General features: G+C 61.9%; 18 protein-coding genes and 5 pseudogenes. 10 read left to right on the top strand and 13 right to left on the bottom strand.

The window, feature by feature from the left end; translation table 11 throughout:
- Nucleotides 1–118: 118 nt before the first annotated feature.
- The 5 genes from NKI67_RS29405 to NKI67_RS29385 all read right to left on the bottom strand — a co-directional run bounded on the left by NKI67_RS29405 (nt 119) and on the right by NKI67_RS29385 (nt 3,050).
- Nucleotides 119–607, bottom strand: coding sequence for an OsmC family protein (locus tag NKI67_RS29405; protein ID WP_352648271.1), 489 nt, complete (start codon nt 605–607; stop codon nt 119–121).
- Nucleotides 608–783: 176 nt separating this feature from the next.
- Nucleotides 784–1,470: an antibiotic biosynthesis monooxygenase family protein gene (locus tag NKI67_RS29400; RefSeq protein WP_352648269.1), complete on the bottom strand. Its 687-nt coding sequence runs from the start codon at nt 1,468–1,470 to the stop codon at nt 784–786.
- Nucleotides 1,471–1,485: 15 nt separating this feature from the next.
- Nucleotides 1,486–1,626, bottom strand: a complete 141-nt coding sequence (locus NKI67_RS29395; RefSeq protein WP_352648268.1) for a hypothetical protein — start codon at nt 1,624–1,626, stop codon at nt 1,486–1,488.
- Nucleotides 1,627–1,705: 79 nt separating this feature from the next.
- Complete coding sequence (locus tag NKI67_RS29390; RefSeq protein ID WP_502909367.1) at nt 1,706–2,485, bottom strand: ferredoxin reductase; 780 nt, start codon at nt 2,483–2,485, stop codon at nt 1,706–1,708.
- The gene (locus tag NKI67_RS29385) at nt 2,445–3,050 is read right to left on the bottom strand and encodes a sulfite oxidase-like oxidoreductase (RefSeq protein ID WP_352648266.1); all 606 of its coding nucleotides are present in this window, start codon (nt 3,048–3,050) and stop codon (nt 2,445–2,447) included. Before NKI67_RS29385 ends, NKI67_RS29390 begins: the two co-directional genes overlap by 41 nt.
- 630 nt (nt 3,051–3,680) lie before the next feature.
- Here NKI67_RS29385 and NKI67_RS29380 point away from each other — a divergent pair.
- Both NKI67_RS29380 and NKI67_RS29375 read left to right on the top strand, forming a co-directional pair.
- Nucleotides 3,681–4,112 (top strand): hypothetical protein, encoded by a 432-nt coding sequence (locus NKI67_RS29380; RefSeq protein ID WP_352648264.1) that lies wholly within the window; start codon nt 3,681–3,683, stop codon nt 4,110–4,112.
- 133 nt (nt 4,113–4,245) lie between these two features.
- A pseudogene (locus NKI67_RS29375) lies at nt 4,246–4,449 on the top strand (hypothetical protein); the annotation flags it as partial.
- Here NKI67_RS29375 and NKI67_RS29370 read toward each other — a convergent pair.
- Nucleotides 4,437–4,751: a GNAT family N-acetyltransferase gene (locus tag NKI67_RS29370; RefSeq protein WP_352648262.1), complete on the bottom strand. Its 315-nt coding sequence runs from the start codon at nt 4,749–4,751 to the stop codon at nt 4,437–4,439. The pseudogene NKI67_RS29375 and the gene NKI67_RS29370 sit on opposite strands and share 13 nt — an antisense overlap.
- 50 nt (nt 4,752–4,801) lie before the next feature.
- On the opposite strand from NKI67_RS29370, the pseudogene NKI67_RS29365 reads away from it, so the two are divergent.
- The 3 genes and pseudogenes from NKI67_RS29365 to NKI67_RS29355 form a co-directional block, all read left to right on the top strand.
- Nucleotides 4,802–4,939 (top strand): annotated as a pseudogene (locus NKI67_RS29365) (GNAT family N-acetyltransferase); the annotation flags it as partial.
- A gap of 366 nt (nt 4,940–5,305) precedes the next feature.
- Nucleotides 5,306–5,719 carry a cupin domain-containing protein gene (locus NKI67_RS29360; protein WP_352648260.1) on the top strand — a complete coding sequence of 138 codons (414 nt, stop codon included), beginning with the start codon at nt 5,306–5,308 and terminating at the stop codon, nt 5,717–5,719.
- A 679-nt stretch (nt 5,720–6,398) separates the two neighbouring features.
- Nucleotides 6,399–8,993 carry an NAD-dependent epimerase/dehydratase family protein gene (locus NKI67_RS29355; RefSeq protein ID WP_502909366.1) on the top strand — a complete coding sequence of 865 codons (2,595 nt, stop codon included), beginning with the start codon at nt 6,399–6,401 and terminating at the stop codon, nt 8,991–8,993.
- On the opposite strand, the pseudogene NKI67_RS29345 reads toward NKI67_RS29355, so the two are convergent.
- Nucleotides 8,945–9,085, bottom strand: a pseudogene (locus NKI67_RS29345) (IS5/IS1182 family transposase); the annotation flags it as partial. The gene NKI67_RS29355 and the pseudogene NKI67_RS29345 overlap by 49 nt on opposite strands.
- Nucleotides 9,086–9,371: 286 nt before the next feature.
- Between NKI67_RS29345 and NKI67_RS29340 the strand changes: the two are divergent.
- Nucleotides 9,372–9,761: a response regulator transcription factor gene (locus tag NKI67_RS29340; protein ID WP_352648258.1), complete on the top strand. Its 390-nt coding sequence runs from the start codon at nt 9,372–9,374 to the stop codon at nt 9,759–9,761.
- On the opposite strand, the gene NKI67_RS29335 is transcribed toward NKI67_RS29340, so the two are convergent.
- A complete protein-coding gene (locus NKI67_RS29335) occupies nt 9,727–15,651 on the bottom strand; it encodes an ATP-binding sensor histidine kinase (RefSeq protein WP_352648256.1) in 5,925 nt (1,974 codons plus the stop codon). The two genes, NKI67_RS29340 and NKI67_RS29335, sit on opposite strands and share 35 nt — an antisense overlap.
- 777 nt (nt 15,652–16,428) lie before the next feature.
- Nucleotides 16,429–16,779 (bottom strand): hypothetical protein, encoded by a 351-nt coding sequence (locus NKI67_RS29330; RefSeq protein WP_352648254.1) that lies wholly within the window; start codon nt 16,777–16,779, stop codon nt 16,429–16,431.
- A 494-nt stretch (nt 16,780–17,273) separates the two neighbouring features.
- On the opposite strand from NKI67_RS29330, the gene NKI67_RS29325 reads away from it, so the two are divergent.
- The 3 genes and pseudogenes from NKI67_RS29325 to NKI67_RS29315 all read left to right on the top strand — a co-directional run.
- Nucleotides 17,274–18,281 (top strand): sensor histidine kinase, encoded by a 1,008-nt coding sequence (locus NKI67_RS29325; protein ID WP_352648251.1) that lies wholly within the window; start codon nt 17,274–17,276, stop codon nt 18,279–18,281.
- An 83-nt stretch (nt 18,282–18,364) separates the two neighbouring features.
- Nucleotides 18,365–20,233: a Na+/H+ antiporter NhaA gene (nhaA, locus tag NKI67_RS29320; RefSeq protein WP_352648248.1), complete on the top strand. Its 1,869-nt coding sequence runs from the start codon at nt 18,365–18,367 to the stop codon at nt 20,231–20,233.
- A gap of 209 nt (nt 20,234–20,442) precedes the next feature.
- Nucleotides 20,443–20,547, top strand: a pseudogene (locus tag NKI67_RS29315) (RidA family protein); the annotation flags it as partial.
- 387 nt (nt 20,548–20,934) lie between these two features.
- On the opposite strand, the gene NKI67_RS29310 reads toward NKI67_RS29315, so the two are convergent.
- Complete coding sequence (locus tag NKI67_RS29310) at nt 20,935–21,393, bottom strand: DUF3788 domain-containing protein (RefSeq protein ID WP_352648245.1); 459 nt, start codon at nt 21,391–21,393, stop codon at nt 20,935–20,937.
- A gap of 238 nt (nt 21,394–21,631) precedes the next feature.
- Entirely contained in the window at nt 21,632–21,913 is a 282-nt protein-coding gene (locus tag NKI67_RS29305) for a DUF427 domain-containing protein (protein WP_352648243.1), read from the bottom strand.
- Nucleotides 21,914–22,203: 290 nt separating this feature from the next.
- Here NKI67_RS29305 and NKI67_RS29300 point away from each other — a divergent pair.
- Nucleotides 22,204–22,900 (top strand): annotated as a pseudogene (locus NKI67_RS29300) (IS110 family RNA-guided transposase); the annotation flags it as partial.
- Between the two features lie 614 nt (nt 22,901–23,514).
- Here the strand turns inward: NKI67_RS29300 and NKI67_RS29295 are convergent.
- Both NKI67_RS29295 and NKI67_RS29290 read right to left on the bottom strand, forming a co-directional pair.
- Entirely contained in the window at nt 23,515–24,060 is a 546-nt protein-coding gene (locus tag NKI67_RS29295) for a carboxymuconolactone decarboxylase family protein (RefSeq protein WP_352648241.1), read from the bottom strand.
- A 21-nt stretch (nt 24,061–24,081) separates the two neighbouring features.
- A complete protein-coding gene (locus NKI67_RS29290; RefSeq protein WP_352648238.1) occupies nt 24,082–24,717 on the bottom strand; it encodes a nitroreductase family protein in 636 nt (211 codons plus the stop codon).
- Between the last annotated feature and the right edge of the window lie 107 nt (nt 24,718–24,824).

The following is a 24,824-nucleotide window of genomic DNA, read 5'->3' as shown; positions in this document are numbered from 1 at the left end:
GCTTGCGGCGGGTGCCCACTTGGCGGTTGCGCGCGCGGCAGCCTCCACCATCCACTACTGCCTTCGAGGCGCCGGGTTCATCCTCGTTGACAACGAAATCCCCATACCTTGCGGCATACTAGTCGGGGTCAATGTTCGGGATCGAAAGCTTGCTCAAGTCGTCGTCATAGCTTGCCGCCGGCCCGCCGCTGACGTTATCGTTCGTGCGGATGTCGGCGCTGAGGCCCAGCGTCCGCCCGACCGGACACATGTTCGCAGCCTGCATCAACTGGGCGCGCTCGTCGTCACCGAGGTTTCCCTCGAGCGTGATGGAGCGCTCAAAGGAGTCGCGCCCACCATCCCCGCCATGGTGATACGACACAGCTACCTCGACATGAGATAGCGGGAATTTTCGCCTTCGCGCCTGGAACCGTATCGTCATCGCCGTGCACGCAGCGAGCGAAGCACTCAGAAGCTGATAGGGATTCGCCCCGGCCGCCCTGCCGTCGGGGCCGCCAATCGAGAACTCCGATGCGCCGGCACGGCCGTTGAGTGCGCCGGCGTCGTCAAGGTCGCCGGCCACTACAGCCTGTGGGCGGGGAGCGCCATCATCGTTCGAATTCGTCATCGTGCTTTCCTTTCAGATTTTGACATTGCGCTTGGCAGGCCCGTCAGAGGCGGTTCTCCTCGACCAGGTGTCGTCGCCGCCGCCCCGCGAGATCGATCCCGGCTCCTGCAAGACGCGTGCCTGGGCGCACGCTAGCTCGAACTCGCGGCCGGCAGGCCCTTGCCGACGGAGCGGTGTCAGGCGTGGAGGGTGTCGCGGCCCGTGGCGTCTGCATAGTATTGTGGTGCCTCGCGACGGTCGTATTTCCCGTAGTCACGTACGATCCGCACTCTCCGGACCCTTGCCTTGTCATTTGGCGCGGAAGAGTCCTCGTAGGCTTGCGCTGCAGCGGCATCTTTCCAGGATATGAGAAGAATCAGGTCGCCGGGCGTAAGTACGGCCTCGAAAATGTCCCAGGACGTACTGTCGGCGGCCCACGGGTTCAGGCCAAGCCACTCGGCGCAATCGTACGGATTGTTGGTCTGCTTCCACTCGGCGGGGCGAGTCGCGTTGATCAGCGTCACCGTGGTTCCTTCCCCGACTTCAGTCTCGTCGAGCCGCTGCTCCATGAGGGCATACCCTGTCGGCAATTGATTGTCGGCGGTGATCTGGCCGACGCGCAGGTGGTAGTCTGCGAAGATTTCGTCGCGGCCCTTCTGCTGGGCCTCGTGATGGCGCCTGCGCGTGCGCCAGCGGACGACCGACTTCTCGTCCCGCCAGTTCGAAAGCGAAAGGATCCAGCCCTCGCGGGTAAAGCTCTTATAGCGGATGTTGTCGACGAAGCCCTCGACCTTTTCCAGCTCGGGGCGCAGCATCTCAGCGTTGTCGAGGTAGTCATCCCAGTTCTCTTTATTCGGGAGAACTTCGAAAATCACTGAGAACATGGCTGTATCCTTTTCCTAGAGTGCCGCGACGTGGTCGATCTCGATGCCGAAGTGCCCCCGACCAGACGTACCACCTTCACAGGAGAAGACCTTCAAGCCGTCCACGTCGATCGTCCTGGACAGCATCTGTGCAGCTCCCGTTTCCTTTACTGACACGTCTTCCTGCTCCCGTAGGGCCCTAAAATAATCTGGCGTTTGGAAAACCATCCTCTCGCAAAGCGAGAGAGATCGTCTCTCAAGCGCCGTAGCGTTCGGTCTTGATCGCTCCCGCTTCCAGCCCCAAGGCGAGCGCCGCGTCCGCCGCGATGTCGACGAAGGCATTCGACCCGCACACGAAGACGCTGCCGGGAGAGACATGCTGACGTGCGGCGACGTCGGCGATCATCGCAGCGTCGATCCGCCTGCTGAAGTCGCTGCCGCGCATGGTCGGCTCGCGCGTCAACGCCAGGGCGAGTGCGAAATCGGGAAGCGACCTCTCGAGCTCGAGGAGCTCGTCCCTGAACAGCACGTCACCCCAGGTCCTGGAGGAGAAAAACAGCGCGACAGGCACTGGCTCGCCGCTGGCCTTCCGATGGCGGATCATTGCCATGAGCGGTACGACGCCGGAGCCCGCGCCGATCAAGAGCAGCGGATTCGCGGTCGGCCCCGGCCAGAGGAAGTGACCGCCACGCGGCCCGCGAAGCTCAATCATATCGCCTGCTCGGGCGACGTCGTAGAAGAAAGGGGAGACCTCGCCGTCAGCGAGGCGCTCGATCGCCAGCTCGATCACCTTGGAATCGCTCGGGGCCGACGCGATCGAGTAGCTGCGCATGGCAGTGTAGCCGTTTGGTGCAGTCAGCCGCACGTCAACGTGCTGTCCGGCCGTATAGTCGAACGTTTCGGAGAGGCGGAGAAAGAAGCTCTTTATAGCCGGCGTTCTCGTCGCGATCTCGACAATCGCGCAGCTCTGCCATCGCGCGGTTGCGGCAATCGCTTCAGTCATTCTTGTATCGCTGCTCACGCCACGGATCGCCATATATGTGGTACCCACGCAGCTCCCAGAAGCCGGCCTCGTCGCGCTCCGTGAACTGAAGCCCGTTTACCCACTTTGCCGACTTCCAGAAGTAGAGATGCGGCACGAGTAGGCGTGCCGGCCCCCCGTGATCGTGCGGCAGCGGCTGGCCTTCGTAGTTGAGCGCGACCATTGCCTTCCCCGTCGCGAGATCCGCGAGTGGAACGTTGGTGGAGTATCCGTCGTAGCAATGTGCGAGTGCAAACGGAGTGGGCGCGCTAAGCCCAGCGTCGGCGAGAATGTCGTCGATGGCCACGCCCTCCCAGGCGGTGTTGAGCTTCGACCATGAGGTCACGCAGTGGATGTCTCGCGTCATCCTGGTTCGTGGGAGCGCGTTGAACTCCGACCAGCTCCACGCTTTGACCGGACGAGGTCCGACCTTCAGCGTGAATGTCCAGTCCGCGGGCTCGATCCGTGGCGTGGGACCGGCCGTGAGCACCGGGAAATTGTCGACGAGGTGCTGTCCCGGGGGAATCCGATCCGATAGTTCAGATCCGGATTGGCGGCCTGTGAAACCGCGAGTGACCATGGCGGACTTCCTCCGTCGGCGCGTGAAAGGAGCGTCGTCCCGCACAATACGCTAAGCTGTTGTGCGCGGGATGAGCAAGCTACCGGCGGAGCATGGAATTCCGCGCGGCGAATGGGAAATGACGTCAGGCCATGAAGTCGATAGCCGGGCGTTATGATGGCCGTCCGCCTTCCGCATCGGACTCGCGTGCCCGATGGCGCTCATGACGGGGTCCGGCAGTCCCAGGAATCGCGCCGCCTTGGGACCGCAGGCACGTCTGACGGAGACCTAGATGTCGATGGCGTGGGAAGAACTGTCAAAGGCTTGCTGGCCTGGCACGCCGCTCTGACAGCAGAACGAAAATAGAGCCCGCTCGGCCGCGTGGCTCCTTTTCGCTGTCTCGGCGCCTGCTGTGACCGCCGTTGCGCTGGTGGTGCTGCCGCGCATGGAAGACGCCGCGGCCGGTCTTGCCTGGCGACCGGTGTTATCCGCGAGTCGGTCTGGAAGCGGCGATAACGCTTCCGCTGCTCCAACGGTCATGGATACGATAACCCAATGCTATGGCGAATTGGAGGATAAGCATTCACCTGCTTCGAAGTCGTCGAGGACGCCAGCGATAAAGATCACGGGCGATCAGGGTTGGAGATTCAAATGGACCTTTCCGCTCTCGCCGGCATCGTTGGCGGCGTCGCCGTCGCAGGCGTGGGGATGATCTACAGTGCGGTCACCGGAGGTGGCTTTTGGTCTCTGCCCAACAGTATCGGCGGCATCCTGGCGGGGGCCGAAGCGGGAAATACGCGCTCATTCGGCATGGTGACCTTAGTGGGCGTCTACTTTCACATGGTGCTTTCGGCGATATACGGTATTGCGACCGTGTACCTTGCCCACCAGCTCAACATCGGATTCGTTTTTGCGGGCATCGCGGTGGGTATCTTTTTCTGGCTCTTCAATCATTTCTTGATTGGCTCTGCTTCAGAAGGCGCACGCAAGCACGTCCAGTTCAACCCCGTCTGGTTGGCGTTTCTGCTGCACGTGCTGTACGGCGCGGTCACCGGGCTAGTAGCTATTGCACTCATCAGGTAGCGCTAGCTGGCCGATTGCGGGCGCTGATCTCACAGACCTCCAAGCTACACGTGCTTCGGAGAGCCAAGCCCCAGGTCGGTGGTCACATCTAAAAGTACTGGCCTTCGAACAGCCGGCATGGAAGCAGACGGCTTTCCGATCGCCAGGAAGCCTCCAACGCTTCATCTCGATCTTCTCAGCCTTCCGTAATCTCTTCGACCCAGCCCGCTCAAAACGGTCCGCATTTCAGACCCATCTCCATCGCCTCAACGCTATGGCGGAATGGAGAGCTGTGAACCGAGCCCTTGCCGGATATCCCTGTCAGCGGTCCCTTCACGTCCAACCTCAGATAACGTGACAGCGCCTTTCGATCCCGTCAGGGCTCTCCAACCATCCGGCGTCGATCCCGAGTTCAGTCGCCAGAGGACGGTTGATGCGAATCAGGCTCGGCGCCGACGAGGCATTGGCGCCGGGCCGCGCGAAAAACCGATCCTGCAGGTGTGCGTAGCTGTTATTGAAGCTTGGCGGCTGCGGGACCTCTGTGTGGAGCAAGATCACGCGTCCGTCCTTCTCTTTGTAATACGAGACAGCAAGCGCATTCCCGCTGAGCGATAGCTCGAAGCGGTGCATCACGGGATTGTCTTTGACCTCGGCGTCCATCCTGTGCCTCCTCCAGCGTCAATCGAACGGGTCCCAAGCGCTGTTGGGGCAGGGGGATCGGCTCACGCCTCGCCCACGGTGTATTCGAATCCTTGCGCGCCGACGGACGCCGCGTGATCGCAATGTGCCCGTTTATGGCGGCCTATGCCTCGCGGCACCCGGAGTACCTCGCTATGCTAGACGGCTGATCGAGCGACGCAGCGCGCTTTCAAGGATATTTCTCCGCACCTTTCGCCAAGTGCACGGCTACATCTCGGCAGAATCTGAAGGCAATGGACGAAACTCAGATTGAAAACACGGCGACGTCGCCACGGCAGCCGCACCAGGCAAGGTCGCCGCGATGCGATCGCACCCGGATTGAGGTCCATGATGAATGGTTATCAGATAGATAGTCACAGGGCATTTCCCTTTGTCGGGCGGCGGCGGCATCCTCCAACCAATTCGCAGTATGCGATTAGGGCCGCTGTGCTGTGGCACACAGCATCGGGCGGTTCGGTCGGGTTGGGCCGTCAGGCAAGCTCGACAATCGATGGTCCGCAATCAGGAGGCTACAAATGTCAGTTCAGAAGCCGGTTCTCACGGCGCCGCACGGCGGCGAGACGGTGACCTCGAGCGGGGGCTCGAGCGTCGAGTTGAAAGTGGAGAGCAGCCAGTCCGGAGGCGAATATGGCGCTGTCCTGTGGACGCTGCGGGCCGGCGAGGAGCCGCCGCTGCACACCCACTCGCGCGAGGACGAGCTGGTCTTCGTGGTTCAGGGGCAGCTAATCGCGCGGGTTGGCGATACCCGCGTCGAGGTGGGGCCGGGCGCCTACGCGGCTCTTCCCCGCGGTGTGCCGCATACGATCGAGGTGGTCGGCGAACAGGCGACCCTGCTACTCAGCTTCGTGCCGGGTGGGTTCGAGCGCTTCTTGGTCCCCAAGGACGGCAAGGAGCCCGACCCGGCCACTTTCGGCCTGACGGTCCCATAGGGTGGCACCGCGGCGCGCTGCGTACGTGACTCCGCCCGGGGCCATCGCGCACTGATTTGAGTTGTGCCCGGAGGTAGCCACCTCCGGCGCTGGGGTCGTGGCGCTGCGCTCTTCCGCGCTCGGCAATCGCCTCAATCATCGCTTTATGGGCAGCACAATCCAGCTTACAACGCAGCACTTTGGCTGACAAATTGCGCGTGCAAAACAGAGCGAACTTCGCAGCTTTGCATCGTTAAGGATGGCAGAACAATCGTGCACATGACCGGGTCATAATGCCCTCGCGGATCAGCTTCCCGTCAAAAGCACGCATGCAAACGATGCGGTCGCACAAGTGGGTTGTCTTAATCGCTGGATCGACCGGCTCTGTACTAAGTGCTCTTTGCCCACCTAACCTTCACATCACGAGGGATGTTAGAGGTGGTCCCGGATTTTGAGACAGCGGCCTAAGGTGGGTCGACCGATGAAAAGGACGATCCAGCACGAAGACACGCAGACAGTTCTCGGCCGAGTTCAAGGCCAAAGTTGCGCTTGAGGCGATGCGGTCATGATCGGGCCGAGAATCGATACCGCGACAGCCTCGCCGCGATCGATGTCGCTCCGTGGCAGATTCCCGACCAGCCGAGTGGACAGGGACGGTGGAGAAGTAGAATCCACCCGACACGAGGAGCGTGAGACTCGAATGGCAGAGCGCAAGGATACGGTCATTATCACTGGCAGTACGGGCTTCATTGGTTCGGCCGTGGTCAAGAAACTCGCTGGGCGATTCGCCCTGGTCGGACTGGATCGGGCGGCCACACACCAACCGCCACCGGCCGCCGAATGCATTTGCATCGACCTGACATCGGAAGACGCGATCGCGGCCGGTTTGCAACGTGTCCGGACGACTTATGGCACCCGCATCGCATCAGTGATTCACCTTGCAGCCTATTTCGATCTCACCGGCGAGCCGAACCCGCTTTACGATGAGATAACGGTTCGCGGCACCGCAAATCTGCTGCGCGCACTTCAGTCGTTCGAGGTCGAGCAATTCGTCTTTGCAAGTTCGATGCTGGCGCACAAAGCGGGCCGGCCGGGCGACGTGATCAGTGAGGACTCGCCGCTGGATGCGAACCTGCCGTACCGGGCTTCAAAAATCGAGGCGGAGCGCTTGATAGGAGAGCAGCACGGGCCGATCCCGGTTGTCTATATCCGGCCGGCCGGCATCTACGACGGCTTCTGCCGCAACGCTTTTCTCGCCAACCAGATTGCGCGGATTTACGAGCGGGATCCGACCGGACACGTCTATCCGGGCAACCTGCACACCGGGCAATCCTTCCTTCATCTGGACGACCTGACCGAGGCGATGGCGCGCTTGGTCGAGCGACGCAAGGCGTTTTCCCCGGAGGTGGCGCTGCTTCTCGGCGAGCCCGACGTTATTGGCTACGGCGATCTTCAGGCCGAGATCGGACGGCTGATCCGTGGTGAGAGTTGGGAGACCCACGAGATTCCCAAGGCCCTCGCCAAGGCAGGCGCCTGGGTCCAACAGGGTCTTCTAGGCGAAGATTCCTTCATTCGATCCTGGATGGTCGATATTGCCGATGACCATTATGCCATCGATATCAGCCGCGCCCGTCATCTCCTCGGCTGGGAGCCGGCGCATTCATTGCGCGAGACGTTGCCGCAAATGATCGAGGCGCTCAAGGCAGACCCCTCTGGCTGGTATCAGGCAAACAAACTCAATGCGGCGAAGGTGGCAGGGAAGGAGACCGCGCAGCGAGAGCCGTCGGAGGCGCTTCACGCCAACCGAGAAGAGATGGAGCCGAGGCACATAATGGAAATGGCTGGAATGGGCAAGCGGACGCTCTGGCCTCATTTCCTGGTGTTCATTCTTGGCATCTGGCTTCTCACCAGCCCTCTCCAGTTCGCGCTTTTCGATCCAGCAACGGCCCACGCCGTGCGCGACATCACGCAGGAACGCGGACTGTGGGAGCCCGTGTTGCGCAATGCGCTCACGGGGTGGAGCGACATCGCGTCTGGCGTCCTGCTGATGACTTTTGGCCCGCTCGCGCTGTCCCGTCGTTTCTCCTGGGCGCAATGGGGCTCGACGGGCGTCGGGCTCTGGCTTCTGTTCGCACCCCTTTTCCTCTGGACGCCGAGCGCAGCCGCCACAGCGAATGACACGATCATCGGAGCGCTGGCAATCACCTTCTCGATCCTCGTTCCGATGATGCCGGGCATGAGCCGCGAAGGAATGATGGATAGCAGCACCGTCCCGCCCGGCTGGACCTATTCGCCGTCGTCCTGGCACCAGCGGCTCCCGATTATCGCGCTCGGCTTCTTCGGCTTCCTGATCGCCCGCTATCTCGCCGTCTACCAGCTCGGGCAGGTTGGCGCGGTGTGGGAGCCGTTCTTCTCCGGCGGCGCCAGGAACGGCACGGAGTTCATCATCACATCTGCGGTGTCGCGGTCCTGGCCGATCCCCGACGCGGGGCTTGGCGCGGCCGCCTACCTGATCGAGGCCTTGATGGGTGCCATGGGCACCGCCACGCGTTGGCGGACGATGCCCTGGATGGTGGCATTCTTCTTCGTCCTGGTGGTCCCGCTGGGTGGCGTCTCGATTTTCTTTATCATCATTCAGCCGATCGTCATCGGCACTTACTGCACCCTGTGCCTGCTCGCTGCGCTCGCTATGCTGGTCATGATCCCGCTGACGCTCGACGAGGTGGTTGCAATGGCTTTGTACATGCGGCGAAGCGTTCGGGAGGGCAGGCCGTTCTGGCGCACGTTCCTCCGTGGCGGGCCGGAGCCCAGCGGAGGAGCGGACGAGAGCGACCCGGGCTTCTCCGGCGCGCTTGAAATTCAGTCTGCCGCTGCGGTCCGCGGTGTGACCGTAACCCTGGACGCTCGCCGCGTGCTGCCTCGCCGGGGCATGGCTCATGCTTTCGCGGCTGGTTCTGGGAGCCGGGGGGATCACCGCAAACAACGATCACCTCGTCGGTGGGCTGATTATCACGATCGCGGTCTGCGCCATGGCCGAAGTGGCGCGGCCGCTTCGATTCGTCAATCTGCTGCTCGGACTGTGGTTGATCGCTGCACCGTGGCTGCTCAGCGGGGGCGACGCGTCCTCGATCTGGAACGACGTCGCCATCGGGATCGCCGTCGTCGGTCTCAGCCTCCGGCGCGGGACGAGAAACAAAGAGCACTACGGGTCGTGGGACCGGTACCTGGTCTAGGTGCTGTGGACACTTATCGCATCCATAGGACGATGGCAGCGAGAGTGATGACGGCTCGGTAATTTCGGGCGGTCTTTTCGAAGCGGGTTGCGACGCGACGGAACTGCTTGAGCTTGCTGAAGCAGCATTCCATAGGATGGCGCTGGGCATAGCCGGAGCGAGAGGCCGGTCGACCATAGGAGCACGACGACGATACGACGGCTTAGGGCGCCCGGCACTTGGTCGTAGAGATTGTCGGGCATGGCCTCGTTCGTCGCAGCCGAATTCCGATGGCGAGCGCAAGAGTCTCAGCCGGCAGAATTGTCGATTTGACATAAAGTAAAGTTTACGGCGCACCGGCATTGCACCGGTGGCATTCTTGAGACAAATCAAGCGATTCCACGCGGAGTTACGGCACTATCAGGCCGCCTCACGACGGGTCCAGCAAATGGCCATAGGTGATGAAAAAGGTACTGGTTTCGGTCGTTGAAGATGATCGGTTCCTTCGTGAGTCCATGTGCAGGCTCATGAGATCGCTGGGCTATACGGTTGACATTTTCTCGTCCGCAGCCGATTTTCTCGCCTCCCTGCGGCTTGCCGAAACAGCCTGCCGGATCGCCGACATCCATATGCCTGCCATGACCGGGCTCGAACTCTACCGGCGCCTTATCGACACGGGCAACGCGATACCGACAATCCTTGTGAAGGCCTTTCCCAATGATGCTGAGCGGGCTCGCGCCCTGAACGATGGGGTCTTGTGTTACCTGCATAAGCCGGTGGATGAGGTCCATCTCACACGATGTTTTTGCGCGGCTCTCACGTCGGCAGGCTCGCCTGAGGAGGGGTCGTGAGCTCCCGTTCCGCTCCCGGCAAGGTGAACTGGAACACGGCGCCGCGGGGTTCGTTCGCCTCCGCCCATAGCTTGCCGCCATGAGCGTGGATGATAGAGCCGCAAATCGACAGCCCCATGCCTGTTCCGCCGGACTTCGTGGTGTAGAAGGCGTCGAAGACCTGATCGAGATGCGCCGGATCAATGCCCGGCCCGGAATCGCGCACGGCCACGAGGACGCCTGCTTGATCCTCCTCTGTGCTGATCAACAGCTCTCTCGCCCCCTCCTCCATCGAACCCATTGCTTCAGCCGCATTCAGAATCAGATTCAGCAAGACCTGTTGCAGCTGAACGCGATCCCCCAGAACCGAAAGTAGTCCCTCCGCAAGCCGGGTCTGGACCGAAACGCCATTCCTGAGGGTCAAGCTTCGAGCCAAAACGATCACTTCGTTGATTGCCACGTTCAGATCAAAACACTCTTTTCGCGGCGGCGCTTTATTGATTTGCTCTCGGATACGAGCGATGATTTCTCCGGCCCGATCAGCATCTCCGACAACACAGGAAAGTGCGTCCCCGACCTCGCCCAGGTCCGGCGGCTGCATCTTCAGGAAATTCTGAGCCGCCCGCGCATTATTGCGCGCGCTGGCAATCGGCTGCGTGATTTCATGTGAAAGCGATGCGGCCAATTCTCCCATCATGCTCACGCGGTTCATGTGAGCGAAATCCGATTGCATCTGCTGCAGTCGCAGCAGCGCCTGTGTGTGATCCTCGATGTCGGTCAGCAGAGAATACCAGCGAACAATGCGGTCGGAGGCATCTCGGACCGGAATGCCTCGGATGTCAAACCAACGAAATTCGCCGTCGAAGCGCCTGACGCGTGCTTCGGTCCCATAGGGAACGCCGGCGGCGATCGATTTTGTGAAGACTTCAGCGAGATGGGGAAAGTCATCAGGATGGATCGTTCCGTTTGTGCCCCAGTTCCTCAGTCCTTCCAGAGACTGGCCACAATACTCAAAGATCTGACGATTTACGGCTTCGAGGTCACCATTCGGGGCCAAGATCGCAACGAGGCCCGGTATCCCGTCAATCGCCGAGCGCAAACTTCGCTCGCTTTCACGGAGCGCCTCCTCGGCACGTTTGCGTTCGGTCAAATCGAGCACGAACGCAAGGCGGTCGCCTCCTTCCTTGAACAGCGCGGCGCCAACAAGCACCGGAACGCGGCTGCCGTCTTTCCGAAAAAACTCCTTCTCGAAGGGCTGAACGATGCCGGTTGAGTTTAGTTCAGCCTGGGTCAGTACGTCGCGCTCGCGCCATTCGGGCGGGGACAGCTCGGTCCAGCGCACGGGGCCCGGAACCAAGTCTTCACGGCCATATCCTACGAGACGTAGAAACGCGTCATTGGCTTCAAGTATCCGATCTTCGCTGTCGGCGATGAAGATCCCGATGATGTTGGCGTCGACCAAACGTCGAATCTTCCTTTCCCGATCCGCCAGGTCGTCATAAAGCCGCGAGTTTTCGAGCGAGATCGCCGCCTGCGACGCAAGCACCTTCAATAGAGCGACACGGCCTGGCGTGAACACGTTCGGGGTGAGATTGTTCTCAAGGTAGAGAATGCCGATGCACTTTCGCTGGTTGATCAACGGTAGACAAAGAATGGAACGCGCGCGACGCTGAACGATGTAGGGATCGGCAGAAAATAGATTGTGAGATGACGCATCGTCGAGAATAACGCTTTCCCGGGTACGCAGGACATAGTGGAGCACCGACTCCGGCAGCACGGCCGCGCTCACCGGCTGGTCGCGCAGATCCACGGTGATGGCGTCGCCGTTGGTGGTGGCTTCGGCTGCGATCCGCTGCTCAGCCCCGCGTGAAAAAATCAACAAGCCTCTTTCGGCACCGACCTGTTCAAGCGTCGTGCTCATAAGCATTTCGAGCAGCTTCTCCAGCACGATCTCGCCCGATATGGCCTGCGACGCCTTGATCACCGTTGCGAGGTCGAGTTGCTCGACCGACGCTGCGATCGTGCTTGCCGAAGCAGGTGCGGGCTCTTCCATTCTGAGGCGCGGATACATCGCATCGAGTTGGTGCACCTTGCCGTCCGCGCCCCAGCGCAGGTAGCAGTCGCGGGCGTTTCGCAGGTAGAGACGCGCGATTTCATCGAAGCCACGTGCCGCATAGAAGCGCGCGGCCACTTCGTAAGCGAGGGCTTCATTGTGGACAAAGCCGTTTGCGCGAGCCAAGCGGATGGCCTGCTCGTACAGACGTTGGGCATCAAGGTCGCGGCCCTCCAAGCGGGCGATCTCGGCGCCGACCAGCGCGGCGCGGTTCTCGAAGTGGTCTGGACAGTTCTCGGCCCAAAGCAACAGCTGCCTGCGATGATCAGCTAAAGTTTCGAGACACCCACGCCGCTCCTCCACGGTTGCAAAATCGCAAGCGGCCGCCTGCGCGAGGGCACCATAGAAGTGGTATTCAGCCCCTTCGAAGAAGGAGTCAGTTGTCCAGAGGAGGCGTTGCGCGTTCGCGGCCGCTGCTAACGCCTCGGCGTAGTCGCCGGAGAAAAAACGCGCCTGCAGCTTCCGGATCCAATACCAGCCCTCCGCCATCGCCAGATCGCGGTTACTGCGGAATTGGCGTTCAAGTTGGAGTTCGTCAAACTGTCCATTGTCAAAGCGGCCGAAAAGCGGCGTCAGGCCGCGGAGTGTCCGAATAAGCCCAAGCTGCCCGGCGATTGAGTCCATCGCAAAACCGAACCGCATCTTCTCAGCGAACGCAAAGCCACGCTCGGCCTCGACTTGCACCTCTTCGAGCGGATCGCCCACCGCGAGAAGGTAGGTGTTCAGGTGAGTGTAGTAGTATGCCGCATAGGTGAGATCGCCGGTCTGGTTTGCCGTGTCGAACGCATACTGCAGCAGCTCGCGACCTTTCCGGACGTGTTTCGTCCAGAACATGAGCAAATATCCAAAGTTCAGATAGGTCCTGGCTTGGAATCTCTTCAGACCCCGCTGCTCGACCAGTTCATAGCTGAGACGGGCGAACCGAAATCCGGCCTGGTAATCACCGAAGTAGGGCCCGGCAATCCCGCCAAGCACGGCATAGGCGTAGCACGACCCGTCACAATTGCCGCTTACCAGGCTGAGGTTGACTGCCTGGCAGATGATCAGGGAACGTAGGTTCGCATCGGTGTAGTGGGCAGGCGGTCCGAGTTTCGTCAGGACATCCAGAGTGGCGAGCGTTGCGGGATCGGTCATCAATGGTAGACCAATGAGACTCTCGACCGTGCGGGGGCCAAGCTGGGACCAGATCCGCTCATACACACGCCGAGCCTCGTCTTCCGGCGGGTGCGGTGACCAGTTGATGTCTATGTCCAGGTGCTGCAGATAATCGAGACCAACAGCTATCGCGCGACTGCCTTGATCGAGGGTAGTGTACAGATCCACCTGCAAGCAGGTAATGCTGGCGCGTTCGACGGACCTTAAGGCGCGGCTCGACAGCTCCACTAGATGCTCCTCCGCCGCCGCCAGCGCTCCGGTGAGGAACTCGCATTCCGCCCGGTGCAGCTCCAGCGCGAAGGTCAGTTCATGATGACGTTCCCATGCATCTTTCGGCAACAACTCCAAACCGGCGATAAAATGCTTCAGCGCCGAGGCGTAGGCGGTCGATGCCATAGCGCGTTTGCCCGCGATCAGGTTGAACTCGGCAAGCTGCTCTCGCTCTTCATCCAAAGTGATCAGGCCCACTCCGCGGTTGAGCTGATTGACGATGTCGAAGATCGTCTCCTCGCGCTGTTCCGCAGGGGTATGCGCCGCGAGCAGCCGGCCGATCCGCAGATGCGCCGCCGCCCGCGCGTCATCGGGGATCAGCGCGTAGGCGGCCTCCTGCACGCGGTCGTGGATGAAGCGGTACGAGCCGCCCTGCCGCTCGACCAGCCCGGCACGGACAGCCTCCCACAGGGCCGCATGGACCGGCGCCTCCGAGGTCCCGACCGCGATCGCAAGCAGCGCGATCTCGGCGGTGTTGGCGACGCAGGCGAGCTGCTGCACCGCTCTCTGCGTTGGGGCCGGCAGGCGGGTCAGCTTCCCGACCATCAGGTCCACCACATTGTCGGTGTAGCCCTTGGCGTGAATGCGACCGGTATCCCAGCACCAGCCCGCAGCCTCATGGTCGAAGCGGAGCAATCCCTCCTCGGCGAGGGCCGCCAGGAACTGCGTGGCGAAGAACGGATTGCCGCCGGTCTTTTCCTGCACCAGCGCCGCCAGCGGCGCGGCGCGCCCCGGCTCGCAGCGCAACGCATCGGCGATCAGCTGGCCGAGATCCGCGCGGGCGAGCGGCGCCAACGCGATCTCCGCCACCTTGGCGCCGGCGTTGCGGATCGCCCGCAGCTTCCGGGCTAGCGGGTGCGCGGCATCGACCTCGTTGTCCCGGTATGCGCCGATCAGCAGGAGGTGGCGGACCTCCGCCCGGGTCAGCAGATCGTCGAGCAGGTCGAGCGTCGCCGCGTCGATCCATTGCAGGTCGTCGAGGAACAGCGCCAGCGGATGCTCCGGCCGGGCGAAGACGCTGAGCAGGCGCCGGAACACCATCTGGAAGCGGCTTTGCGCCTGCTGCGGCGGCAACTCAGGAACCGGTGGCTGGTCTCCGATGATTAGCTTGAGTTCGGGTATTAGGTCGATCATGAGCCGCCCGTTCGATCCCAGCGCCTCTAGAAGCGCGTGGCGCCAGCTTGCCAACTCGGTGTCGCTCTTGCTGAGGAGAGGCCGGACGAGACTTTGAAAAGCCTCCACCAGTGTCGCGTAAGGGATATCGCGCTTGTACTGGTCGAACTTGCCGGACGCGAACAGGCCGCGCAGCTGCACCATCACCTTGTGTAGTTCGTCGACGACTGAGGACTTGCCGATGCCGGAATATCCTGAGACCAGCACCAACTCTGGCACACCGGTCTTGATGATGCGATCGAAGCAGGAAAGCAACGTCGCGATCTCACGATCTCGTCCGTACAGCTTTTCGGGGATCAGCAGCCGGTTTGGCGTGTCCTGCAGGCCGAGCGGGAAGTCATCGATGCGGCGGCGCGCTTCCCATTCCGCCAGGCAGCGTTGCAGATCGCGCTCGACACCGCCGGCGGTCTGGTAACGATCCTCGGGTGTCTTGGCGAGCAGTTTCATGATGATCGCCGAGACGGGCGCTGGGACACTCTCTAACCGCTCCCCGGGCGGCACCGGCTTTTTGGCAATATGGCAGTGCACCCACTCCATGGGATCGGCCGCCGTGAAGGGCAGAACGCCCGTGAACATCTGGTACAGCGTGACGCCGAGGGCGTAGAGATCGCTGCGGGCGTCGATCGAACGGTTCATCCGCCCGGTTTGTTCGGGTGCCATGTAGGCAAGCGTACCGGCGATGGTCTCGGGCGGCTCGGGCGCCTGCCGCTCGCGGGACAGGCGCGATGCGATGCCAAACCCGGTGAGCCGCACGTGTCCATCCGGGCAGTCCACCACAATATTAGCGGGCTTGATGTCTTTGTGGATGAGCCCGCGCTGATGAAGCTTGCTCAGAGCCGAGGTAACAGCGATAGCCAGGCGCAAGAAGCGTCCTATCTCCATGGGCTCACCGAGCAAACGGTCGAGCGGCCCGCCGCCCACATCATCGAGCACCAGCACCGTCCGACCGGCGTCGCTCATGAGGGCCAGCGGCCGCGCCGCCCATGCCCCGTCGAGCTCATCTTTCAGCTCGAATTCGTGCGTGAGGCGATCGAGTCTTGACCGGGACGGGTGGTCGGCGGCAGGGGCAACAAGCAGCACGGCGAGCCGGTTGCCATTGTCGTCCAGTCGCCAGCCACGGCTGAACACGCGCTCGCCGTCCTCCCACAGCACCTGAGAGTTGCCATCCGAGTACGCGAGGTTCAGCGACTGCTGCACCATCTGTCAGACTCCGGCCGTCGGGCTTCGGCTTGACGTCGGCTGATAAAGCTCTTCGTGCGCCACACGCGGGCTCTCTCCAGCCTGGAGGAATCGTACTCCATCGCCCGAGAAATGCCAGCCGTTCCTTGTCTTGCCGGATACGGCGGACGCGGATGACCCTCCTTCTTTTTTAGCAGCAATTTGGAGCGATTTGCCCGGCTTTACTCGCTACGGCGGCGCACAACGCAACCGAATGGGCTTCCGAGGAGGCTGCCAGATAAACGAAGACGGCAATGAAGACGAGAATCGGATTGTGGAAGAGGCCGATGATGCCGAGTACGAAGCCTGTGAACTGGCCGATCGAAGCGGCCGTTCAGTCGCCCGCACAAGCCCATGCGGCTTGCGAGAGAGCCGCGCAAGCACGCGGCCGCCGGCCATGGGGAAGGCGGGAATAAGGTTGAAGAGCGCCAGAAAGAGGTTCACCGCGGCAAGCCGGTCCACCATTGGAATCTGCATGTCGTCGACACCGATAGCGGCAGTGGCGCGCGGGTACGCGTGGGCAAAGACGGGCGTACAACGGTGCCAGCTACCTTTCCGATGTTCATTGTCCAGGACACATAAGCCTCAACTTGTTAGTTATGTCTGTTGTTATGGACAGGAGGCGTCCGGGCGCGAGCGACGCCGATGCACGGTGTGTGCGGGTGCGGCGGGTGAGACCAGGGACTGCGCCGCACACTGCTGCGGGACAGGGGCGATTGTCTCTTTCATGGGCCAAGATCGATCGCGTCCCGCACACCTTCACGGGGCAGCTGGACCGCTCTCGCCGAGCGCTCGGGTAAACCTGTCGGCGTCGATGACGAAGCCGTCCTGAAGGACCACTCCGTCAGGGTCGATGGCAACGAACCACGGCGTGCCGCCAGTGCGATAGTTTTCCATCGTCTTGGGATGAACGCCGAGCGGCGAGCGGCCCTCGTGGCCGAAGGGAATTCGGAGGCCGTAGCGTTGCTGGTCCAGGGGCAGCTTGTCGCGCGTATTGACGTAGGCGCGCTCGAATGCGGTCTGGACTGCGGCGACCCCGACATCCGTGGCGCGGGATCTTGAACCAACGCCTCGAGAGTTGGAAATCCGTGCGAGTGGCAGCCACCGCACCAATGCTGGTAGAAAAAGAGAAGCCTGTACCGCGCGCCGAGCTCCTTCAGACTAAGAGGCGGGCGTTCCTTTCCTCAGCATCGATCCAGCAGGGGACCGTGAGTTCGGGAGCAGGTTGTCCTTCGATGCAATGAGTCATGGCTATACTCGCAATTCTGACTGCGGCGGGTGCATGCGGTCGGTTCGGCCACACGACCGCGCTCTCGGCACCAGCGGTATTGCCGTGGAATCGGCTGGTAAAGCTATGATCTCGATAACCGCCCCTATGCCGCGCAGCCCGCAGGATAGCCGAGGACCTCTTCTCCGCCGCCAAGAGTGCTGCTCGGCGAGTCCTCGCAGAGAGGCGCGGCGCACATCCCCGGGCGCACCCCAGGCGCCCTCGGTCATTCCGATAACGGCCGGCTATCGACTCCATGGCGAGAGGTGATTTTCCTTTCGACCGTCATGGACTCACTCTTCGATCCATCGAACGATCGCAGGCTAGGAGATCCGACATGCAGATCAAAGAGACAATTGGCGTTTCGTTCCCCGGCTCGATCGAAAGCCCGCCGCTGGAGGATGTCGTCGTGCTCGTGGACAGCGCCGGCGTCGCGCTTGGAGTGCGGCGTGCGTTCAGTGCAAGGGTCCGGGTCGTCCGCGATGGCAGCGGCCTCATTGCGTCCAGGTGTGTGGAGATCCCGCTCGTCGGGCTCGACGGCGAGGTCTCGGGGATTTTGTGCCACACGGGCCCGGGGTCAGACACGCGCGGCGCGGTCGTCGCTGGCGGGCGGGAGGGGGCGAGGGCGATAGCGGACGTGGCGCAGTTCGTCGTCCACGACATCAACAACGTTCTCGCCGTGATCGGCAGCGGCCTGCGGCTGCTCGAGTGCCAGAGCGATGCCGCTTACCGAAAGGTCATCGTCGGCAAAATGCAGGAGGCGATCACGAGAGGCGCGTTGCTCAGCCGGCAGCTGCTCGACGCTGCGCGGCCGTGCCCCAAGTCGATCGACGGGTTTGTCGCAGGCAGTCGCCTCGCAGAGATAGCAGGAACGCTTGACCGGGCGTTGCATCCAGACGTCACAGTCCGCAGCGAGATCGCTTATGACTTATGGGCCTTCGATGCCGACCCGGAAGAGCTGTACTTTGCTTTGCTGAACCTCTGCCGAAACTCGGCCGATGCGATGCCGGACGGCGGCGTGATTACTGTTGCGGCGCGCAACGTCGAACCTGGCACGGCGCAGGGATTCGTCGAGATCGTCGTCGCCGACGACGGGGTGGGCATGCCCGAGGAGGTCCTCTCACAGGCCTTCGCCCCGTACTTCACGACAAAACCCGCGGGCCGCGGCTCCGGCCTCGGGCTCCCCCAGGTCCAGCGCTTCGCCGAAGGACGAGGCGGCGCGGTTCGTATAGAGAGTCGGCGGGGTGCCGGCACGCTGGTGCGGCTCTTCCTGCCCCGGGGTGCAAGCAGCTGGGCTCCCCAGCAGCATCGTCCGCACGGAGATCGCGTACACGTCGTCACCTGACGGCGGCGAATTCCAGGTCATCAATCCAGGGACGGCTGCGCCGACGTCGTAGCCGGCGCGAACACCAGGAGACCGGCTCAGCGATGCAGCTTATGATCCTGCCCGGCCGCCTCGACCGTCCGGTCGACCACGAGACGGACCACGTGCTCGGCCCCGCCAATGCCGAGATCACGCTCGTCGAGTACGGCAGCTACGCCTGCCCGCACTGCAGGGCTGCCAACGAGCGCATCGCGCAAGCACGCGACCAACTTGGCGACCGCGTCTGCTACGCCTTCCGCCATAGGCCGCTCACGGACAATAGTCTTGCGTTTCGGGCCGCCGAACTCTCTGAGCTCGCCCAGACGCCCGAGGCGTTCTGGTCCGCGCACATCAAGCTGATGACGAGGTCGATGCAGCTGACAGAGGAAGACCTCGTCGCGGTGGCCTCCGACCTCGGCGTGAACGCCGACTTCGCGCTCGGCGACAGCGACGCCGTGCGGGGCGCGAGGGCGAGGGTGGAGGCGGATGTCGCAAGCTCACGCGCAAGCGGCGTGAGGTTCACGCCGACCTTCTACATCAACCGCCGGCGCTACGACGGACCCTGGGACGAGAGCTCTCTCGTCGATGCGATGCTTGGCACGCTCGGCCACCGCGTCCGTACAGCAGCCCTGGACTTCGCCAGCTGGGGCGCGTCCGCCGGGATTTTGCTGGTCCTCGCGACCGTGGTGGCGATCGTCGTGACGAACTCTCCGCTCGGGCCAGCGTTCGACGCGTTCTGGCGCCAGGAGCTCAGCGTGAGCTTGGGTGACGCGGCCTTCCGGATGTCCATCCTCCATTGGGTCGACGACGGCCTGCTGACGGTGTTCTTCCTCGTCGTTGGGTTGGAAGTGAAACGCGAGATGACGGTCGGCCACCTTGCGAGCCGCCGCTCCGCCGCGCTTCCGATTGCGTCCGCGCTCGGCGGCATGGTCGTGCCCGCCCTTCTGTATGCACTGGTCATCCCAGCGGGGCCGTGGTCGCACGGGTGGGGCGTCCCGATGGCGACGGACACGGCGTTCGCGATCGCCTTGATCGCGGTAATGGGCGCGCGCGTCCCCGTGGAGCTGCGCATCTTTCTCACCGCTGCGGCCATCGTCGACGACATCGGTGCGATAGTGGTCGTCGCTGTCTTCTACTCCGGCGAGATCCATCTGGCCTACCTTGCCGCGGCTGCGGCGGTTGTGGTTGCGCTGGCGCTGCTGAGCCGGTCGAGGGTCTACCTGCTGTCGCCCTATATCCTGTTGGGCGTCGTGTTGTGGGCGTTCGTCTACGCGGGCGGCCTCCACGCTACGCTGGCCGGCGTGGTACTTGCGCTGTTCATTCCGACACGGCCGCCCGCCGACTTGGCCGCCTTGATGGCGCAGGCCAGCACCATCATCGCCTCCGAGGCCCGGCACGAGGGCGAGGTTCTCAGGCATGGCCCCTCCACCCCGGCCCTGCACGCGCTCGACGCAATTTACGACAGACTTGAATCGCCCGCCGACCGGCTGCTGCGGCACGCCGGTGCGCGGTCGAGTTACGCTGTCCTCCCGATCTTCGCACTGGCGAATGCGGGTGTGGCGATCAACCCGTTCCTCTTCGTTGGGCATGGCTGGCTCATAGCCGCGATCATCGCCGGCCTCGCCATAGGAAAGCCGCTCGGCGTTTTCCTCGCGGCCGCCGCGGCCGTGCGCGCAGGCATAGCTGTCAAGCCGGCGGAGTACACGTGGCGGCAGTTGGCCGGGGCAGGTGCCCTCGCTGGCATCGGCTTCACGATGTCGCTCTTCATCGCCGGGCAGGCGTTTCCAAGCACCAGTGACTTCTCGTCCGCCAAGATCGCCGTGTTCGCCGCGTCGATTCTTTCGGCCGCCGTTGGGACTACCCTGCTCTGGGGAGCTTCGCGCCAAGAGCTTATCGAAGAGGCGCCGCAGAGCGTCGGCACGCAAGTATCATAGCCCGCTGGCGTCTATGCGGGATCGTCAACAGGAGGTCTTTGGATGATACATACGCTACAACAGTTGCAGTCGCTGACGGCGAGACGGTCCGCCTGTTCCACAATACTGGCGTGAAACCTGGGGTGTATTTGGTCGAGATCACGGCGGCTCCGCCTGCGCCCGCCCACTCAGGCTCGGGTGCGGGCAAGGTACACAAGGAAGCCTAGGCCACCGCGCGGCCTCAGTGCGCCAGCAATCTGATCGGCGTTTCGAGACTGGCTTTTCCCGAGCAGCTCATCGAAATCGTCTTCACGGCGGTGGTGCCTCCGGCATAGACGAGCGACAGCACGCTCGGGCTTGTCGCGGCCTAGCCCGCCTCAGACGCCAACGCTTCCGACCGATGCTCGACGATGCACAGATCACCTATCCGCCGCTCAACACGCTGAAACCGGGCGCGCGGAACATATGGATCGTGGACGGCCGGCAATCCGGTTCGGTTGGCCATGGCCGAAGTTTCGCTTCTCGAGGCGCATGACAGTGGTTCGACTCGCCTCCGGCGAGCTCCGCTTCGGCTTTTCCTGTCCAACCTGACCACGCAAAATCGCTTCCAGGTCGTTGGAGGGCGGCCGATGCATCATTCAACACGCTGAAGATCTTGCATCCAGCTATATGCTGCCGATAAAATCCTGAATTTGCGCTAAAAGTCTGGAATTCCGCGGCACTCAACCGGGTGAACGTGGAGAAGGGCGTTTCATAGTCAAAAGGTTCGTCACATCATGGAGATCGTCTGCGGATGAGATGCCAACTGTCAGCCATTTCCCGTCAATGTATGTTTTGGCTTCATCGTAGAGCTTGACCAACGGCGAGCGCCAGACATAACGCCTCTCCTCAAACTTCTCTCGTTCAGCTCCCCCCAAGACCACCACAGCCGAAAACAGCCTGTACTCCGGTATCAAGGTGCAGAATGCCTTGGTCTTCTTGTAGCGCAGGGACCAACCGCGCTTCTTGCCACCGTAGAGCCAATCCGGTGCGAACACACCGGGGTAGTATGCCTCGATCCAGTTTTGCAGCTTGGCCCAATGCTCGTAGGCCTTCGGCCCGATCCACTCGCGGACCGTGCCGTCATCGGGCGGTGCTGATTTGTCAGTGATCCTGTCGCCGATCTGGTGGGATTGTTCCATATCACTTTCCTTTTATCACATAAGCCTCGGAGGACTTGGCTGGCTGCAACTTGATCTTGCGCGAAGGATCTGTCGCAAGGTTCCCGAGTTTCGAATCGGTGTTGCGCCTGATATTTCTTCCGTCCTCAGACGAGTATTGACGCGTAGGCGAATTGCCCGTCAAAGCAGAAGCCACTCCGAGGATTCGCGGACACGGAATCTGGACCCCCGGCACGTTCTTGGAGGACAGGCGGTCCGGCTATCTGACGTCGACGCCGTTCCAGAAAGCCACGTAGTCCTTGATGTTCGCGGCCCCCGTGGACGGCTCCGGATAGTACCACGCGGCATCCTCATTGGGCTTTCCATCCACCAGCAACGAATAATATCTCGCCGTGCCCTTCCATGGGCAGCGGCTCGTCGTCGAACTCGCCTGTAGGAATTCCTTGCGGACACTCCCTGGCGGGAAGTAGTGGTTTCCCTCGACGACGATTGTCTTATCGGACTCCGCGATCGTCGCGCCGTTCCAAGTCGCCGTCTTCATTTCATGCTCCTCGCAGTCATAGCCACATTCACCGCGACACTATCGCGAGCCGTGGCCGCAGCGAAATAACGATCGGGAATGGATTGCATGACGCTACGCTTCGCCAGGTCATGCCACCGTCAGGCTTGGGACATCGTGACGTTCCATCGATGACTGACCGAAGCGCTCGATCCAAACCTCTCCAGGTCCTTTCGCGCAAATCTAGCGACCTGGTCATCGTCGAGCCAAGGGCCGGATGGGATCGAGTGCTCGGTCAATGAAGACGGTTGGACTTCGCGCCAGCGCGTCTGCGCCGCATCGTACGGGAACGCAAGGTGTTGATGGAGGAACGCATCCGGCACAGCAACCGGATCAAGGGGCTTCTCTTCTCACAGGGCATCGCCGGCTACGACCCTCTACGGCGTGATCATGCGATCGGTTGGAGGCACTTCGCAGAGCCGATCGGCAGGATTTGCCCGAACACATGAAGCTCCGGGTCCTGCGCGAGTTCGACCGGATGGAGATGCTGCTCGATCAGATCAAGGCAGTAGAAGCCGAGCGGGACGCCATGCTTGCAAAAGAACGGCAATCCGCGCGGGAAGTTGCCTTGCTGTTGAAGGTCGTCGGTGTCGGGCCGGAATTTGCCGCCGTTCTCTGGGCCGAAGGGCTATTCCGTCACTTTGGCAATCGAAGGCAGGTGGCTGCCTATGCCGGTCTTGCTCCGACGCCCTGGCAGAGCGGATCGATCGACCGGGAACAGGGATCGGGAAGTCCGGAAATCCGCGAGTGCGATCGACGCTACTGGAAATGGCCTGGCTTTGGCTGCGACACCAACCAGGTTCGTTGCTCAGTCGATGGTTCGACGAGCGCGTTGCCCAGAATGGCGGTCGCTTCAAGAAGGTGATGATCACGGCGTTGGCCCGCAAGCTGGTCGTGGCTTTGTGGAAGTATGTCAGCGCCGGCGTGGTGATAGAGGGAGCTGTCGTCAGGCCATGGCGACCTTGGTGAATCGCAGTTCGGCCCGGGGCCTGATCAGTCCTGCCGGAACCAGGTAGACGACCGCATTGCGGCATGGGTTAAACGTCGTCATCAAGACTGGTCTCGTCCCCCCTGAGCCCTTGCCGCCGAAGGCGGGATTATGGTGCGGCCGCACGAGCGGCGATCGGCTGTGAGGTTGATACGTGCATCAGCGCGGATCAGGAAACGGAGCTCAGACCTGAGGTTCATTGAGCGGGACGGATTGCACTGCCTGTGCCGAATGCATGGCAGAAGGACCGATAGACAGCGTCGTTCTCGTGAGACTGATGCTGGAACCTCCCTATACGGCATCTAACGCTCTTGGAAGCAACGCCTTGCTACGACCGTAGCGCCGCCGCATTCTTCGTTTTCCGTTTTCCCCATTCGATCTTCCGAAGCAGCACATGGTTTTGCGCGATCGGCCGTAGGGATAATTGTGCAATCCTGATTTGGTGCGAAATTTACCCTAACCTTCCCGATACATCCGAAAAGCCCAGACGCGTTCCCGAGAAACGGTCCTCGGTGCATCTGGGCGATGACGTCACGCTCGCATCAAACGGCGCCTCCAAGTGCTCTCGCAAATGGTCGATGCGACCGGATAGAATTCAGATCGCGCTCGCCGGCGCAACGGCCGGAAAGTCGTTCTCGGGATCGAATACGTTATTGAAAAAGTTCGTTAGGGAGTACATAGCCACCAGCGCGACGATCTCTATGACGTTCGCATCCGTGTAGCCAGCATCGCGGACGGCTTTCAGATCGGCGTCACTGACATGGCCTCGGGTCTCGATGACTTTGCGCGCGAACTGGACCGCGGCATTCCGCTTCGGGTCGCTGGCGTGTCCCTTCCGTGCGAGCATAATTTCATCGGTCGGAAGCTTAGCCATATGCTCGGCCGTAAAACTGTGAACCGACAGGCAGTAGTTGCAGCCATTCACTTCCGAGACTGCGAGGCCAATGCTGTCGCGCGTCTTCACGTCGAGCGCCTTGCTCAAGGAGCCGAGCAGGGAGGCCCACGCGTTGAACGCGATCGGGCTCTGCGCAAAGGTCGCCATCATATTTGGGGTGAACCCGATGGTCTTGGAGAACGCATCGAGAGTCAGTTTGCAATCGGTCGGTACCTGTTCCGACTTTAGGGCAGCGGTTCTTGGCATCGTGTTCTCCGTAACTAATACTTATACGAGATGCAGCACATCGGCGACCGGACGGCGCGACTTCTGCGCCCAGTTTCCCGGACGCTCCGCCCCTACGGACAAGAGCATGACCGGTACTTCATCCTTGGTCAGTCCGAACTCGCGGTGCACCGCTTCGGCATCGAAGCCGATCATCGGCGTCGAACCCAAGCCTAGCGAGCGGGCCGCATAGATCATCGCCGCCGCGCCGAAGGTGCCGGTGCGAACTGCCTCGTCGCGCTGGCGCTGCGGGTACTCCATGTACAGATCGCGTGCGGGGATTTCCCATTCCGGCACCATCTTTGCGGGCATGATGCCGGCCTCTACCAGCGGTGCCAGACGCTCTGGTACTACGCTGGAATCGGCCAACTGTCCGCAGACGATGAAGGTAACGGCCGCTTCGGTGATCGCGGGCTGACTCCATGCGATTGGGCTCAGCCTGGCTTTGGCTTCCGGGGTGCGCACGGCAATGAAGCGCCAGTTCTGCAAGTGGAAAGATGTCGGCGCGGTGGTGCCGATTCGCACCAGCTCGCGGATTTGGTCGTCGCTCAAGGCGGCGGTGGGGTCGTAGTACTTGGTGGAGCTGCGGCTCAGAATACAGTCTATGACGGCGTTGGTCATGGTGGTTCCGTTGGTCATGATGATTCCTATTGTTCAGGATAGGCTGAGGTACGAGAGTGCTTTCGCCCTCTTTGTTGAAAATGCCGCGGCAACGAGGCGCGTAGACATCTAATGCCGGAGGCCTT

The organism is Mesorhizobium sp. M0408 (genome assembly GCF_040321495.1).
In the GTDB taxonomy this organism is placed as follows: Bacteria; Pseudomonadota; Alphaproteobacteria; order Rhizobiales; family Rhizobiaceae; genus Mesorhizobium.
Note: the sequence above shows the minus strand (reverse complement) of the source record. Positions and strands in the feature narration are given on the sequence as shown.

Coding starts and splice junctions, on each gene's coding strand:
- nhaA (WP_352648248.1), top strand. CDS start 18,365: ATGCAGCTTATGATCCTGCCCGGCCGCCTCGACCGTCCGGTCGACCAC.
- NKI67_RS29400 (WP_352648269.1), bottom strand. CDS start 1,470: ATGTTCTCAGTGATTTTCGAAGTTCTCCCGAATAAAGAGAACTGGGAT.
- NKI67_RS29380 (WP_352648264.1), top strand. CDS start 3,681: ATGGACCTTTCCGCTCTCGCCGGCATCGTTGGCGGCGTCGCCGTCGCA.
- NKI67_RS29360 (WP_352648260.1), top strand. CDS start 5,306: ATGTCAGTTCAGAAGCCGGTTCTCACGGCGCCGCACGGCGGCGAGACG.
- NKI67_RS29390 (WP_502909367.1), bottom strand. CDS start 2,485: ATGGCGATCCGTGGCGTGAGCAGCGATACAAGAATGACTGAAGCGATT.
- NKI67_RS29335 (WP_352648256.1), bottom strand. CDS start 15,651: ATGGTGCAGCAGTCGCTGAACCTCGCGTACTCGGATGGCAACTCTCAG.
- NKI67_RS29295 (WP_352648241.1), bottom strand. CDS start 24,060: ATGCCAAGAACCGCTGCCCTAAAGTCGGAACAGGTACCGACCGATTGC.
- NKI67_RS29325 (WP_352648251.1), top strand. CDS start 17,274: ATGCAGATCAAAGAGACAATTGGCGTTTCGTTCCCCGGCTCGATCGAA.
- NKI67_RS29310 (WP_352648245.1), bottom strand. CDS start 21,393: ATGGAACAATCCCACCAGATCGGCGACAGGATCACTGACAAATCAGCA.
- NKI67_RS29290 (WP_352648238.1), bottom strand. CDS start 24,717: ATGACCAACGGAACCACCATGACCAACGCCGTCATAGACTGTATTCTG.
- NKI67_RS29340 (WP_352648258.1), top strand. CDS start 9,372: ATGAAAAAGGTACTGGTTTCGGTCGTTGAAGATGATCGGTTCCTTCGT.
- NKI67_RS29405 (WP_352648271.1), bottom strand. CDS start 607: ATGACGAATTCGAACGATGATGGCGCTCCCCGCCCACAGGCTGTAGTG.
- NKI67_RS29385 (WP_352648266.1), bottom strand. CDS start 3,050: ATGGTCACTCGCGGTTTCACAGGCCGCCAATCCGGATCTGAACTATCG.
- NKI67_RS29305 (WP_352648243.1), bottom strand. CDS start 21,913: ATGAAGACGGCGACTTGGAACGGCGCGACGATCGCGGAGTCCGATAAG.
- NKI67_RS29370 (WP_352648262.1), bottom strand. CDS start 4,751: ATGGACGCCGAGGTCAAAGACAATCCCGTGATGCACCGCTTCGAGCTA.
- NKI67_RS29355 (WP_502909366.1), top strand. CDS start 6,399: ATGGCAGAGCGCAAGGATACGGTCATTATCACTGGCAGTACGGGCTTC.